Annotated in this window: 19 protein-coding genes; 12 read left to right on the forward strand and 7 right to left on the reverse strand. The window is 32.5% G+C overall.

Translation table 11 applies throughout. From position 1 onward, the window contains the following. The first annotated feature begins 65 nt into the window (after positions 1 to 65). Together MEVAN_RS02365 and MEVAN_RS02370 are read left to right on the forward strand one after the other, a co-directional pair. Entirely contained in the window at positions 66 to 2,684 is a 2,619-nt protein-coding gene (locus tag MEVAN_RS02365; protein WP_011972273.1) for an ATP-dependent helicase, read from the forward strand. 6 nt (positions 2,685 to 2,690) lie between these two features. Then, entirely contained in the window at positions 2,691 to 3,404 is a 714-nt protein-coding gene (locus MEVAN_RS02370; protein ID WP_011972274.1) for a metallophosphoesterase, read from the forward strand. 23 nt (positions 3,405 to 3,427) lie between these two features. Here MEVAN_RS02370 and MEVAN_RS02375 read toward each other — a convergent pair whose 3' ends face one another. Together MEVAN_RS02375 and MEVAN_RS02380 are read right to left on the reverse strand one after the other, a co-directional pair. Then, positions 3,428 to 3,802: an outer membrane protein assembly factor BamD gene (locus tag MEVAN_RS02375; protein ID WP_011972275.1), complete on the reverse strand. Its 375-nt coding sequence runs from the start codon at positions 3,800 to 3,802 to the stop codon at positions 3,428 to 3,430. 57 nt (positions 3,803 to 3,859) lie between these two features. Beyond that, positions 3,860 to 4,609 carry an undecaprenyl-diphosphate phosphatase gene (locus MEVAN_RS02380; protein ID WP_011972276.1) on the reverse strand — a complete coding sequence of 250 codons (750 nt, stop codon included), beginning with the start codon at positions 4,607 to 4,609 and terminating at the stop codon, positions 3,860 to 3,862. 170 nt (positions 4,610 to 4,779) lie between these two features. Between MEVAN_RS02380 and minD the strand changes: the two genes are divergently transcribed. Next, positions 4,780 to 5,568 carry a cell division ATPase MinD gene (gene minD / locus MEVAN_RS02385; protein WP_011972277.1) on the forward strand — a complete coding sequence of 263 codons (789 nt, stop codon included), beginning with the start codon at positions 4,780 to 4,782 and terminating at the stop codon, positions 5,566 to 5,568. A 26-nt stretch (positions 5,569 to 5,594) separates the two neighbouring features. Here minD and purF read toward each other — a convergent pair whose 3' ends face one another. The 3 genes from purF to MEVAN_RS02400 all read right to left on the reverse strand — a co-directional run bounded on the left by purF (position 5,595) and on the right by MEVAN_RS02400 (position 7,613). After that, positions 5,595 to 6,965, reverse strand: coding sequence for an amidophosphoribosyltransferase (purF, locus tag MEVAN_RS02390; RefSeq protein WP_011972278.1), 1,371 nt, complete (start codon positions 6,963 to 6,965; stop codon positions 5,595 to 5,597). Positions 6,966 to 7,066: 101 nt separating this feature from the next. Beyond that, complete coding sequence (locus MEVAN_RS02395; RefSeq protein WP_011972279.1) at positions 7,067 to 7,261, reverse strand: 50S ribosomal protein L37e; 195 nt, start codon at positions 7,259 to 7,261, stop codon at positions 7,067 to 7,069. Between the two features lie 133 nt (positions 7,262 to 7,394). Next, a complete protein-coding gene (locus MEVAN_RS02400; RefSeq protein ID WP_011972280.1) occupies positions 7,395 to 7,613 on the reverse strand; it encodes an LSm family protein in 219 nt (72 codons plus the stop codon). Positions 7,614 to 7,742: 129 nt separating this feature from the next. Between MEVAN_RS02400 and MEVAN_RS02405 the strand changes: the two genes are divergently transcribed. Beyond that, positions 7,743 to 9,017 carry a 3-isopropylmalate dehydratase large subunit gene (locus MEVAN_RS02405; protein ID WP_011972281.1) on the forward strand — a complete coding sequence of 425 codons (1,275 nt, stop codon included), beginning with the start codon at positions 7,743 to 7,745 and terminating at the stop codon, positions 9,015 to 9,017. Positions 9,018 to 9,106: 89 nt separating this feature from the next. On the opposite strand, the gene MEVAN_RS02410 is transcribed toward MEVAN_RS02405, so the two are convergent. Together MEVAN_RS02410 and MEVAN_RS02415 are read right to left on the reverse strand one after the other, a co-directional pair. Then, positions 9,107 to 9,469: a CBS domain-containing protein gene (locus MEVAN_RS02410; protein ID WP_011972282.1), complete on the reverse strand. Its 363-nt coding sequence runs from the start codon at positions 9,467 to 9,469 to the stop codon at positions 9,107 to 9,109. Positions 9,470 to 9,494: 25 nt separating this feature from the next. Continuing rightward, positions 9,495 to 10,622: a hydrogenase large subunit gene (locus tag MEVAN_RS02415; protein ID WP_011972283.1), complete on the reverse strand. Its 1,128-nt coding sequence runs from the start codon at positions 10,620 to 10,622 to the stop codon at positions 9,495 to 9,497. A gap of 251 nt (positions 10,623 to 10,873) precedes the next feature. On the opposite strand from MEVAN_RS02415, the gene hdrC reads away from it, so the two are divergent. Genes hdrC through MEVAN_RS02455 form a run of 8 tightly spaced genes read left to right on the forward strand, consistent with a single transcriptional unit; the run spans position 10,874 to position 14,510 of the window. Further along, the gene (gene hdrC / locus MEVAN_RS02420; RefSeq protein WP_011972284.1) at positions 10,874 to 11,455 is read left to right on the forward strand and encodes a CoB--CoM heterodisulfide reductase subunit C; all 582 of its coding nucleotides are present in this window, start codon (positions 10,874 to 10,876) and stop codon (positions 11,453 to 11,455) included. Between the two features lie 15 nt (positions 11,456 to 11,470). Beyond that, a complete protein-coding gene (gene hdrB, locus MEVAN_RS02425) occupies positions 11,471 to 12,373 on the forward strand; it encodes a CoB--CoM heterodisulfide reductase subunit B (protein ID WP_011972285.1) in 903 nt (300 codons plus the stop codon). Positions 12,374 to 12,395: 22 nt separating this feature from the next. Continuing rightward, positions 12,396 to 12,710 carry a carboxymuconolactone decarboxylase family protein gene (locus MEVAN_RS02430; protein ID WP_011972286.1) on the forward strand — a complete coding sequence of 105 codons (315 nt, stop codon included), beginning with the start codon at positions 12,396 to 12,398 and terminating at the stop codon, positions 12,708 to 12,710. Between the two features lie 17 nt (positions 12,711 to 12,727). Beyond that, on the forward strand, positions 12,728 to 13,084 hold the full coding sequence (locus tag MEVAN_RS02435) for a class II SORL domain-containing protein (protein WP_011972287.1): 357 nt from the start codon (positions 12,728 to 12,730) through the stop codon (positions 13,082 to 13,084). A 21-nt stretch (positions 13,085 to 13,105) separates the two neighbouring features. Beyond that, entirely contained in the window at positions 13,106 to 13,372 is a 267-nt protein-coding gene (locus tag MEVAN_RS02440) for an MTH865 family protein (RefSeq protein WP_048059128.1), read from the forward strand. Positions 13,373 to 13,395: 23 nt separating this feature from the next. Further along, positions 13,396 to 13,902, forward strand: a complete 507-nt coding sequence (locus tag MEVAN_RS02445) for a ferritin (RefSeq protein ID WP_011972289.1) — start codon at positions 13,396 to 13,398, stop codon at positions 13,900 to 13,902. Positions 13,903 to 13,931: 29 nt separating this feature from the next. Further along, the gene (locus MEVAN_RS02450) at positions 13,932 to 14,114 is read left to right on the forward strand and encodes a rubredoxin-like domain-containing protein (protein WP_011972290.1); all 183 of its coding nucleotides are present in this window, start codon (positions 13,932 to 13,934) and stop codon (positions 14,112 to 14,114) included. 45 nt (positions 14,115 to 14,159) lie between these two features. Beyond that, positions 14,160 to 14,510 (forward strand): DsrE family protein, encoded by a 351-nt coding sequence (locus MEVAN_RS02455; RefSeq protein ID WP_011972291.1) that lies wholly within the window; start codon positions 14,160 to 14,162, stop codon positions 14,508 to 14,510. Positions 14,511 to 14,517 lie beyond the last annotated feature (7 nt).

Here is a 14,517-nt window from a genome sequence, read left to right on the forward strand (position 1 = left end):
ATACCATCAATCTAACTGCCTTAGGGCCTTTAAACTCTTCAGAAGATCAAAAATATCCATTTGGAATTAATTCCGACAGCGAAATTCTCGATTTATTTGAACCCGCAGTTAAAAAATGGTGGTTAAATAAGTTTGAAAAGTATAAATATATTAATGAAGGTTATTTTACGCCCCCTCAAAGACAGGCAATCCCAAGAGTCCATTTTGGAAGAAATACGCTGATTTGTAGTCCGACAGGTAGTGGAAAAACATTAAGCAGTTTTATTGGAATTATTAACGAACTTTTTAGAATTGAAAAGACACAAGGGCTAAAAAATAGCATATATTGTTTATATATAAGCCCATTAAAGAGCCTTGCAAATGATATTCACTTAAATTTAGAAGAACCGTTAACAGAAATTCAAAAAATTTTAAAAGACGAAGGAAAAGAAATAGGGCGAATAAGGCATTCAATAAGGCATGGCGACACTTCAAATTATGAAAAATCAAGAATGCTTGATAAAACCCCCCATATACTAAATACAACACCTGAAACCCTTGCAATTATTCTAAATTCGCCGAAATTTCGTGAGAAACTAAAAACTATTCAATGGGTAATTATTGATGAAATACACGCACTTTCCGATAGTAAGAGGGGTTCACATTTAAGTTTAAGCCTTGAACGATTGAGGGAGATTACAGAAACTGAATTCTTAAGAATAGGTTGTAGTGCAACCGTAGAACCACTTGAAGAAGTTGCAGATTATCTTGGAGGATATTACGATGATGGAAACAAGCGCCCCGTTGAAATAGTAGACACCAGATTTGTAAGGGGTTACGATTTAAAATTAATGTGTCCTGTTGATGATTTAATAGATAAAAATCCCAATGAAATTTCAGAAAAGCTTTATGGAGCACTTGACAACCTAATTCAAACGCATGAAAGTACATTGATATTTACAAATACTAGAGGAGGGGCTGAAAAAGTATTATATAACCTTAGAAAGCGATACCCTTCAAAATATAATGATGAAAATAGCGGATGTCATCATGGAAGTCTTTCAAAAGAAAAAAGGGTTGAATTGGAAGATAAGTTAAAAACTGGAAGGGTAAAATTTGCAACTACAAGTAGCAGTCTCGAATTAGGAATTGATATGCCCTATATCGACATTGTAATCCAGATTGGGAGTCCAAAAAGTGTCAGAACCATGCTCCAAAGAATCGGGCGTTCAGGACATGGAATAGGTAGGATTGCAAAGGGTAGAATTATTGCACTTGATCGTGATGAGCTTTTAGAGTGTGCCGTAATGTTAAAAAAGGCTACAGAAGGGTTTATTGATAAAATACATATCCCTAAATGCCCAATTGACGTTTTAACCCAGCATGTTTACGGAATTGCGATAAACCAGTATATTGAATTAGAGCAAGTCAAAAAAATTATTAGACGAAGTTACACGTATCACGAAATTAAAGATGGTGATTTTGACGTTCTTTTAAATTATATGACTGCTTCTCACGTTGGAATGGACGAAAGAAAAATATATTCAAAAATATGGTACGACCCAGTAACAAAAATCATAGGAAAGTCGGGACGAACTGCAAGAATAATTTATTACATGAATATAGGAACAATACCTGATGATTTTAGTTGTGACGTTTATTTAAGGGGCACTACCATTTGGATTGGAAAATTAGATGAACAATATCTTGATAGGCTCGAAAAAGGCGATGTTTTTACCCTTGGGGGCGAACATTTAAAGTTCCAATACCGCCGTGGAAGTAAAGTCTATGTTGATAAAACTAGTGAAAAGCCAAATATTCCAAGTTGGTACTCCGAAAGGCTCCCCTTAAGTTATGAACTTGGAAGAAATATCTTATTATTTAAAAAACAGGCCGTATCAAAATATAATGCCGGATTGCTTATGGAGTATTTATCGACTTATCCGCTAGATACCAGTGCATTAAAAAGTCTTTATGGATTATTTGAACAGCAAATTCAGTATAAAGGAAATGAAAGCGTCAGTACATTAAACAAAATGGTTATTGAAGGCCATATATACGATAAAAAAATGCACTACTATTTCCACAGTAACTATGGTAGAAAATTTAATGATGGACTAAGTAGGGCCATTGCATATACTCTAAGTAAAAAATATCGAATAGGTGTCTTAGTAAGTATTTCTGATACTGGATTTTCTTTAGAATTTTCAAAAAATCAGAAAATCGATATTTTAGATGTTGTTAACTCTTTGAATCCTGAAAATATTAGTTATGTCTTAAAACAGGCCCTTAATGGAACAAATCTTTTAAAAAGAATGTTTAGAATAAATGCAACTAGGAGTCTCATGATTTTAAGAAATTACATTGGAAAGAAAAAGTCTGCAAAAAAACAGCAAGTAAATGCCGACCTTTTAATTAATTACGCTAAAAATCTGGATAAGTTTGCACCCCTTGAAGAAACATACCGTGAAATAATTGAAGATAGCCTTGAAATTGACAACTTAAAAGAAGTTTTAAACGAAATTCAAACCGGAAAACTAAAGCTTTCAATAATAAATGTACCAATCCCAACACCAATGAGTTTTGGGATTGCAACTCTTAATGCAAGCGATTCTATTCTAGCGGAAAATAAAAATCAGCTTTTAAAAGATTTTCACCAGATGGTTTTAAAAATGATTGAATATGAAAAAACGGTAAAAAAGTGAGCGATTATGGAAATAAATAACCATTCAATTCAGTTTATGGATAATGCAGTATTTTTAGATGAAACAAAATCTATTGTAATTTCAGATATACATATTGGTATTGAAGAACATTTCAGAAAAAATGGCATATTATTTCCGCTAAATGAAAAAGAAGAGCTATTAAATCGGTTAAAAATTTTAATAAAAACATTTAATCCAAAAAAACTTATAATTTTGGGAGATTTCTTGCACCACTTTCAAAAAGTTCCAACTAAAGTTTATGAAATAGTCAATGAAATGGATAACCTTTTAAAAGGTATTGAAGTTATTTTGATATTGGGAAATCATGATATAATGGCAAAATACGTGTTAAAGGAAAATACAAGATTTAAAATTGTAGAATATTTTTTTGAAAATGGAATTTTATTTGTTCACGGTGACAAAAAATTTCAAAATTCTTTTGAAAACGTTAACCTTTTACTTATGGGTCATGAACATCCGGTTTTAGAAATAAATAAACAACGATTTTCTGCATACCTTGAAATTTCAAAAAAAGACTTTAAAATATTATTAATTCCCGCATTTTCAAATATCGTATCAGGAGTTAAAATTAATGAAATTGAGGGCAATTTCATGTCCCCTTACTTAAAAGATGTTAAAAAAGAAGAAATTTTCCCAATAATTATTGGTGAAGATGTTTTAAAGTTCCCAAATCTCTTTGAAATTGAAAAATACATTTAAAAGTAATATTTTATTATTTAAAATTATTTTGCCCTTGCTCTAGCATTTTCTGCGGCAGATTCTTTTCCTTCGATATTATCAAGTGATTTTGCAAGTTCTGCCCAGACATCTTTATTATATTCGTCCTTGATTACGGTTAGTATATAGCCATAACAGTCAGCAGATTCTTCGTATCGTTGAAGACCATAAAGGGATTTTCCTTTCATAAGCCAGTATTTTGTTTCTTCAGGATTTAATTGAATTGCGCTGTCAAATGCAAAAATTGCTCCATTATAATCTCCAGAATTGTATTTTTCAACTCCGTTAATATAATATGATTCAGGGTCTTTATTTCCCAAACATCCTGCAAAAACGATAAATAGCGAAATTAAAGTGATTATTATCCTCTTTTTTTCCATAATAATGTCCCCACTAAATAATTTAATAGTAAATTAATATTTAAAAATTTAAGTGTATTATATATAAAAAATAACAAATAACGAGGCTAAAAAGCAGTAATATCCAAAAAATTTTAGCTTTCCAGCAATTACCATTTTTTTAAGAAGATGAAGCCCTAAAATACCCGTTAAAAATGCAACTATAAATCCGTAAACATATTCTTTTGTAATTACTGTTTTTTGCATTTCTAAAACTCCTGCCCCAAAAATTACCGGTAAACTCATTAAAAATGAATATTTAACGGCATCTTCCTTTTTAACACCCAAAAGTAGTGCTGCAAATAGTGTTGATCCACTTCTAGAAATTCCCGGAAGTACTGAAAAAGCCTGAAAAATTCCAATTATAAATGCATCTAAATACGGAATTTTTGTTATTGTTTTTAAATTTTTATCCATTTTATCCGATAAAAGCATAAAAACACCAGTTATTGCAAGAAAGACGCCTATAAAAAATGTTTCAGAAAAAATAGACTTTATAAAGTCTTCAAAAAATATGCCTACAATTGCAGCTGGAATCATTGATACAAAGAGCTTTAATGAAAGTGTAATATATTTTTCATCTTTTTTAAAAACCCCATTAATTATTTCAAATATTTCCTTTTTAACAAATATAACAACGGCTAAAAATGTTGCAAGGTGCAAAAATGCAAAGTAGCCAACATCCGGCGTTTTATTAAATATCGCAGTAAAAATTGCAAGGTGTCCAGAACTTGAAACTGGTAAAAATTCTGTAAGACCTTGAACAATTCCTAAAAGTATATTTTCCATAGTTATACCTTTTAATAAATTGTTTAATTTAATTTAATTAAAATATAAGAATACTATTTGTTAGTAAATTATATAGTTTTTTAAATTTCAAATGATGGCTAAATACAAATACTTAAAAATTAAATAATCATAGTTGTTTTAAGAATTATTTTGTTATCTGCGGTGATTTAATGATTATTACAGTAGCTTCTGGAAAAGGGGGCGTTGGAAAAACTACTTCTTCTGCAAATTTAGCTGTTGCATTATCTAAACTTGGTAAAAAGACTTTAGTAATTGATGGGGATGTTTCAATGGCTAATTTGGGCCTAATATTCGATTTTGAAAAAAATAACCCCTCACTTCATGAAGTTCTTGCAGAAGAATGCGATGTAAAGGATGCAATTTATAAACATAAAACTGGAGCTTACATTCTTCCAGCAAGTCTTTCAATCTCAGGCTATAAAAAATCAGACCTTGATTTATTCCCTGAAGTTGTTAACGAAATTTCTGATGATTACGATTATGTAATTATCGATGCCCCCGCAGGATTAAATAAGGATATGGCAATTCACCTTGCAATTGCTGATAAAATCCTTTTAGTAGTAACCCCTGAACTCTTTTCAATTGCAGATGCGATGAAAATAAAAGAAAGTGGGGAAATGGCAGGAACTAATATTTTAGGAATTGTATTAAATAGGACCGGAAAAGATTTTGGTGAAATGGGGCCTGACGAAATAGAGATGATTTTAGAAGAAAAAATAATAGGCGTAATTCCAGAAGACCCAAATATTCGTAGTGCAACTTTGAAAAAAATGGACGTAATTCAGTACAGTCCAAAAAGTCCTGCTTCAAAAGCATATACTGAACTTGCATTAAAAGTAACTGGTTCTTACGTGGATTTAGAAAAAATTGAAGAGATATATAATGAAAGTTTTTTTGAAAAATTAAAAAGAAGCATTTTTTCAAAATTTAAAAAATAATTATTTTTTAAATTTTAAAATATATATTATTTTTCGCAGTTAAACTTACATGAAACGTCTGTCGGGTATTTCCCAGTTAAACAAGCTAAACAAAGGTCATTTCGTCCAATCGCTTCTACTAATCCATTAATACTTAAATACGCAACAGAATCTGCACCAATACATTCTGAAATTTCTTCATCTGTTTTTGAACTTGCAATTAATTCCTTTGTCGTTGCCATGTCTATTCCGTAAAAACATGGTGAAACTATTCTTGGAGAGCCTATTCTTAAATGTACTTCTTTTGCACCTGCTTTTCTTGCCATTTTTATAATTTTTCCAGAGGTAGTACCTCGTACTATACTGTCATCAATTAATGTTACTTTTTTATCCCTTAAAAGGTGTTTCACAGGATTTAATTTAAGTCTTACCGCTAAATCTCGTTCTTCTTGGGTTGGAAGAATAAATGTTCTTCCAATATATCTATTTTTAATTAAAGCTTCGTAGTATGGAACACTTGCTTCTTCAGTATATCCTTGTGAAAATATAATTCCCGAGTCAGGTACTGGGGAAACCACGTCAGAATTATTTGGATTTTCCCTTGCAAGAATCCGCCCAATATTTCTCCTAACGGCATAAACACTTATTCCATCAATTACTGAATCAGGTCTTGCAAAATAAACATATTCAAACATGCATGTTGATGCATTGCCATTTGAATTTGGAAGTTTGTAAGTTTTCATTTCATTATTTTTAATAACAACCATTTCCCCGGGGGAAACATCTTTTTCAAAATCAACGTTTACTATATCAAGCGCGCAACTTTCTGAGCTAAAATAGTATGCACCCTCATCTTTTCCAATACAAAGTGGTTTAAAACCTTTCGGATCCCTTAGTGCAATTAGGGTATCATCGTAAATTATTAAAAGAGAATATGCACCATTTAGTTTTTCTGTAACTTTCATAATTGCGGATATTATATCGTCATCTTTTAAAAGTTCCCTTACTAAAAGTTGCGCAATTACTTCCGAATCGGTTGATGAAACAAATATATGCCCATTTTTTTCGAGTTCTCGCTTTAATTCTGAGGAATTTACAATATCGCCATTATGGGCAATTGCAATTTTTCCAAAAGAGCTATTTACAACAAAAGGCTGACAATTTTCAATTATGTTTCCGCCAGTTGTAGAGTATCTAACGTGGCCAATTCCAATATGTCCATACAAATTTTGAAGATTTTTATTTGAAAAAACTTCTGGAACAAGCCCTAGTCCTTTATAATACCCTATTTCTTTACCATTACCTACTGCAATACCTGCACCTTCTTGACCTCGGTGTTGGAGTGCATAAAGCCCGTAATAAACTTTTTTGACGATATTACTTTTCTCATGAGAATAAATACCAAAGATTCCACACATGATATCACGAATAAAATTGATAGAATAACTAACTTAAACTAATATTTAAGCGTTTCAAAAAAGGTAGTCAGGATTTAATTTTAAGTAAAAAAGAAATGGTATTATTTTAATCTATTTCCTTTTCCTGTTACTTTTTTCCATTTCCATGCAAATCTTTTGATTTTGGTGCTTTTACCAAATCCACATGCTGCACATGCTTTTTTTCTAACATGGTATGCTCTTCTACCGCATCTTCTGCATACTATGTGGTTTGAACCTTTATTATGTCTTCCTTGGGAGGGTGTTCCTTTTGTCATTTATTTCACCGTGTTTATCTTCTTCCTCTTTTGATATGTCGAAATCACATAAAAAACTAACTATTGATTTCACGATATATTCATAGGGTACTAAAAATAATGCTTTTAATACATTATTTATTAAAATAATGTATTATAGTGATACGTAAAGTACGTTGTCGCCCCTTACGACCAACATTGGGAATTCTTTTTCTTCATCACTTTCAATTTTTGCATTTTCTAATGCAACATTCATGTGTAAGTCATAAGCTTTTAGTCTTCCCTTAACAAGTTTACCGTCTTTTAAGTACACAGTAACATTTGTGTTAATTGACTTACCTAAAGCATCTAATGGTCTTTGTGTGTCCATCATATTCGCACCTCGCATAATAAAAAACAACTGCTAAATCTGGTTTGTAGAAATAAATAAATAGTTCTGATATATAATACTTTCCAAATATTTACTTTTTATTTATTTTATGGTTCTATATGGAGGTATATCATGGTAATGACACTAGCTGAGAAAATTTTGGCAAAAGCTTCAGGAAATAGTCAGGTTTCACCTGGAGATATCGTAATGGCAAAAGTAGAAACTGCAATGGTTCATGACATCACTGGCCCGCTTTCAGTAAATACGCTGAAAAAAGAAGGTATTGAAAAAGTATGGGATAATGAAAAAATAGTTATTCCATTTGACCACCAAATCCCCGCAGACAGTATCAATGCTGCAGAAAACCATATATTAATGAGAAACTTTGTAAAAGAGCAGGGCATTAAGCATTTTTATGACATAAGGGAAGGAGTATGCCATCAAGTACTACCTGAAAAAGGTCATGTTGTTCCAGGAACCGTAATTGTTGGTGCAGACAGCCATACGTGTACTTATGGTGCATTTGGTTCATTTGCAACAGGCATTGGAAGTACAGACATGGCAGCAGTATTTGCAACAGGAGAATTATGGTTCAAAGTTCCAGAAACAATGTATTTTAATATTTCTGGACATTTAAAGCCGGAAGTAATGTCTAAGGACATAATTTTAAGTATAATTGGAATGGTTGGTGCAGACGGTGCTACATATAAAGCTGCACAGTTTGCTGGTGAAACCGTAAAAGAAATGACAATTGCATCAAGAATGACGATGTCAAACATGGCAATTGAAATGGGCGGAAAAGCAGGCTTAATTGAACCGGATAGAAAAACAGTAGAGTATGTTAAAACTGCAATGGAAAAAAATAACACAGCAAGGCCTTTTGATATAATCATTGGGGACAAAAATGCAGAGTATGAAGAAAAGTTTGAAATTGAAGTAAATGACTTAGAACCCGTAATGGCGTGCCCACATAATGTTGATAATGTAAAAACCGTTAGAGAAGTTTCAGGAACCCCTATTGACCAAGTATTTATTGGTTCATGTACAAACGGAAGAATAGAAGATTTAAGGGCAGCTTTAAACGTAATTGAAAAACACGGGGGAATTTCAAAAGATATCCGGGTTATAGTAACGCCTGCTTCAAGAAGTGTAATGCTAAAAGCACTTGATGAAGGATTAATTCAGAAATTCTATAAGTACGGCTGTGTTGTAACAAACCCTTCATGTTCTGCATGTATGGGTGCATTGTACGGTCTTTTAGGGCCTAAAGAAGTTGGTATTGCAACATCAAACAGGAACTTTAGGGGGAGAGAAGGTTCGCTTGAATCAGACGTTTATCTTGCATCGCCAATTACTGCGGCTGCATGTGCAGTTAAGGGGGAAATTATCGACCCAAGAGACCTTTAAGATAATTAAAATAAATAACTTATAAAATAACTTATAAAAATAGTATTAAATTCTTCTTTTTTAAAATTTTAAAAAGTATGAAAAATATTTTAATATTTTAATATTTTTAAAATGTCAAAAACACTCAATGTGCCAATAATCTTATCATTTTCGCCTACAACAGGATAAGCAAAAACTTCGTTTTCAATCATTTTAAGAATTAATTCGTCAGTTAATTCATCGTTTGGACTTAAAATCTTAATTTCATCTAAAAATAACATTGCTTCCTCAATTTTTACATGCTTACAACCAGTAAGTAAGTCTAATGATGTAATCCAACCTACAATCTTTCCATCCTCGACCACTGCTGCATAGCTTTTTTTACTTTTGTAAAGCTTTTGAATTACTTCTCCAGCTATATCATTAAGTAAAAACGTTAAAAAGTCTTCGTTCATGACGTCTTTTATAAGCAAAAAACCACCTTAAAACGTAAAAAAATTATTTTTTAAATGGCTCTTTTAAAACCATTAATCTATCAGTACAAGTAAAACATGGGTCGCAACTTGCGATAATTAATTCTGCATCGCTTACATGGTAACCTTTTACAATTTCTTCCATTGCTCCAAGGTTTGTTGCAGTTGGAGTCCTTACTTTTGCCTGTCTTACTTGCCCCTCATCATCAAGCCCATAGGAGTAGTATTGTTCCCCCCTCTGTGCTTCAGTATAACAATCAATTGGCTTAAATTTGTGGAGTTCATAGTTTGGATTGTAAATTCTATTGTCTTTACAGTCTTTTAGCATATTTATTGCCTGCTTGATGATTTTTATACTTTCAAAACACTCGTAAAATCTAACAGCAACTCTTGAAAGTACATCTCCGCCATCAAGCAATATTTCATCAAATTCATAAGGGTCGTATTCAGGAACATAGCCCATTTTTCTTACGTCTGATTTTATGTTACTCCCCCTTGCGGTCGGGCCCACTGCATGAAATTTTGCAGCGGTTTTTCTATCCAAAATACCAATATTTTTAACCCTTGAAACAATCATCGGGTCATTTAATGTCCGGTTTATCAATTTAGTAAGTCCTTCTTCATATTTTTCAATTCGATCAAGTATAACTGGAATTTGGCTATCCGAAATATTGCATCTTGGCCGTACACCCCCAATAATGGGGCATGAATAATGAACTCGGTTTCCGGATATTTCAAAAAATAACTGCATTATGGGCTCCCTTAACATGAAACTTCTCATTGACATTGTTTCATGACCCAAAATTTCAAAAGCATGTCCAAAAAGTAGTGTGTGGGAATGTAGCCTCTCTAATTCTTCTACAATAAGCCGTATATGGTTTGCACGTTCTGGCACTTCAATTTTGCACCCGATTTCAACAACCCTTGCAGCACTCCAAAGGTGAATGTGTGAACAAATTCCGCATATTTTTTCGCACAATATACATGCTTTTTCAACGGGAAGTCCCTCCATTAACCTCTCTACACCCCTATGGTTTACACCAATTGTAAGTTCAGCATCTTTTACTATTTCATCTTCAATAAAAAGTCTTAAACGATGCGGTTCAAGCATTGTTGCGTGAACAGGCCCAATTGCGATTTCTCCTTCGTACATGATTCTCACTTTTAAAGTAATTTATAATAATCTAACTCGATTGAAATTATACGTAAGTATATAGAAAACTAATATTTATCGTTATTAATTAATCATCATTATTGATTATGATAATTATAGATTAGTAATCCCCTTTTATATTATTAATTATTATCCAATACCCTATTATATACCTATATAATAGGTGAATAAATTAGTCAAATATATATCCAGTTTCAAAGAAAAATTAAACTATAAGGGAGGTGAAGCGAATGGTTTTTAAATCTAGTGAATTTAATCCTAATTTTCCAAAAAAAATAGTTGACGCTGGAAAAGAAGTATTTGGCGCCAATAATGCATCTTCTTTTCAAAAATGCTACCAGTGCGGAACCTGTACTGGAGCGTGCCCAAGTGGTAGAATTACTGCCCTTAGAACAAGGAAATTGATAAGGAGTGCACTTTCTGGAATGGATAACCTGCTTAAAAGTGATGACCTTTGGATGTGTACAACTTGCTATGAATGTTATGAAAAATGTCCAAGGGAGGTAAAAATAACCGATATTATCAAAACAATCAGAAATATTGCTGCAGAAGAAGGATATATTGCTGAACCACATAGAAAAACCAGTTTATTAGTATTTAAAACTGGCCACGCAGTTCCAGTAAATGATGAAATAAAAAAAGCAAGACTTGCAATTGGTTTAACTGAAATTCCGCCTACTACTCATAAATATCCTGAAGCACTCGAAATGGTAAGAGATATAATGGATGACCTGAAATTTTGTAAAAAAGTAGGAATTTGTAGGGAAACTATGGATTTAGAACCTTTGAAAGTTAAAAAATCAAAATATTAGGAAGGGGGTGAACTTATGGCTAAAGCAGATTTTGAATACATGTTTTTTTTAGGATGTATTGCACCAAATAGGTATCCCGGAATAGAAAGTGCAACGTACAAAGCCCTTGATAAGCTTGGAATAAAACTTCATCCATTTGAAAAAGCATCTTGCTGCCCTGCTCCGGGAGTATTTGGTTCATTTGACCTTATGACATGGCTTACAATTGCTGCAAGAAATATTGTAATGGCAGAAGAAGCAGATTTGGATATTTTAACAGTTTGTAACGGGTGCTACGGCTCATTATTTGAAGCAAACCATATATTACACGAAAATGAAAGTGCACGTGAAAAAGTAAATGAAGTTCTTTCAAAATATGGATTGGAGTTTAAAGGAAAATCTAATGTAAAACACCTTACAGAAGTCCTTTATTTTGATTACGGGCCTGAAAAAATTGCTGAAAAAGTTGAAAAACCGCTTGATATAAACGTTGCAGTCCACTACGGGTGCCACTATTTAAAGCCGACTGATGTAAAACATATTGAAAGTTCAGAAAATCCAAAGTCTCTTGATGAACTTGTCAAAGCAATTGGGGCAAAGTCAATATACTATAAAGACAAAAATATGTGTTGTGGAGCAGGTGGTGGAGTGAGGGCGAGAAACCCTGAAGTTGCACTTGAAATGGCTGAAACCAAAATTAAAAGTATGATTGAAGCTGGGGCAGATTGTGTAACGGAAGTATGCCCATTTTGTCACCTACAGTTTGATAGGGGTCAGATTGAAATAAAAGAAACTTTTGGAAGAGAATATAACCTTCCAGTTGTGCATTATGCGCAGTTACTAGGTATGGCAATGGGCATGAGTCCAAAAGAAGTTGCACTTGACTTACACTTTATTCCTGCAAATCCACTAATAGAAAAGCTTGGATTACAAATTTAGAGTTTCAAAGGAGGGGACTTACATGAAAGAAGGAATTTTTTTTGGAGAAGGAATGAAATTCGTAAAAGAAAGTTATCCCGATATTTACGGAGCAGTTGTTGAATTAAACAAAGTTGCGTATACGGGAAAAGTTTTAGACTATAAAACTCAAAAATTAATTGCCATAGGAATTATTGCTGCAACTGGGGACGATTTAGCAACTGAAAAACAGATGCGAAGCGGAATGAATGAACTTAACATTACAAAAGAAGAAATTGTAGATTCATTAAGGGTTGTATTACTAACATCTGGAATGCCTGCATTTACAAAAGCAATGAAAGTTCTTAACAAGTTATAATATATTTGAGGGATATTGTGAGCCACGTAACTGCTAAAACACTTAAAGAAGGAACTGATTTTGAAAAAAAACATGTTCCAATGATTGAATGTAAAGATACAGTTAAACCAAACGAAATTTATGAAGTAAAAATCCATACTGCCGGAGTAGAACATCCAATGGAAGACGGGCACTTCATACAATTTATAGAGCTAAATGTTGAAGAATACCCTCTTTTAAGGGTTCAATTAACACAGTATGCTAAACCAGATGTGGTAGTAAACGTAAAAGCTCCAAACGAAGAACATGTTGGAAGAACCCTAAAACTAGTTGCATACATGTTCTGTAACTTACATGGGCCATGGAAGTATGAAAAAGAAGTAAAAATTCAATAGATGTTAAAAATTGGTGATTTAATGATAACTACAAACCATCCACTCAGCAGTGCTTTAAAGGACATAGAACAGTTTAAATTAATTTTAGCAGATTATTTCAAGGATAAAAAAGTCTTTCCGATAAGTAATAGGATTGAACTTGGAAATGCACTTCCTTGTGGTATTTCAATGCCTTGTGGAGACGTAGAAGCAAGTGAACTCGTTAAGTTTTTAAATGAAAGTGATTTTCCAATAAAAAACGCTGAAGACCTTGCAATGAAACTTTCAAAAAGCTGTAGTATTAAATAAACTCATATTTTGAGGGGAAATATATGGATTCAAAATTAAGGTATGAAATAGAAGAGCAGATCAATAAAGAACTTTATTCTGCGTACCTTTACCTTGCAATGTCTAATTACATGAATTCAAAAGGTTTTAAAGGTATTTCTAACTGGCTGACAATTCAAGCACAAGAAGAAGTAGATCATGCAATGAAATTCTACAATTTTTTGCATGATAGGGGGGAAACTTTAGAATTAAAAGCAATTGATAAACCAGAAATTAAATGGAAAACGGTAAAAGATGTCTTTGAAAAGGGATTAAACCATGAAAAATACGTAACTGGAAGAATCCATAAATTAATGGATATCGCACTTGAAGTAAAAGACCATAGTGCTTCAGTAATGTTACAGTGGTTTGTAACGGAACAAGTTGAAGAAGAAGCATCTTTTAGAGACATTCTTGATAAATTATCCATTTTTGAAGAGGATAAAAAATACTTGATGATTCTTGATTCAGAACTTGGAAAAAGAACCAGAAGCGCCCCGTTAGAACAGTAATTAAGTTAAATGTAAAAATGGTGATTGAAATGGTATGGTGGAAATGCTCAAACTGTGGATACCTATTTGAAGCGGATACAGTTCCAGAAAAATGTCCAAATTGTGGGGAAGCATGTACATTTTACGATGTAAGTTGCTATACTCCAGAATGTGGTTTTAAAGGATTCGATCCAAAAATTGCTGGAAAAAGACCTGAAGAAAGTAAATTTTAAATTTAATAATTTGTCTATTTATTATTTTGAGGGAGGGTAAAAATTATGAAAGAGTGTTTTTTAGTATTTACTTATGAAAAAGATGGAAAACCATATATTCCAGTAATGTTTCACGTATTACTTTTTGCAAGCGAAATGAAGAAAAAAGGGGATTTAGTAAAAATTGTTTTTGAAGGTGAAGGTGTTAAATGGCTTAATGAACTATTTAACCCTGAACATCCTTTAAAATCACACGTTGAAGGGCTAAAAGATACATTTGTAGCTTGTGAAGCTTGTTCAAGCATGTTTTCAGTACTTGAAAAAATAAAGGGAAAAGTAGAGCTTGAAAACAGGCTTCATGGGCATGTGAGCCTTAAAAACTATTTAGATAGCGGATATACAGTAATTGAATTTTAAATTTTTT

Origin of the sequence: Methanococcus vannielii SB (assembly GCF_000017165.1) — an archaeon.
Taxonomy (GTDB): Archaea; AGJL01; Methanococci; order Methanococcales; family Methanococcaceae; genus Methanococcus; species Methanococcus vannielii.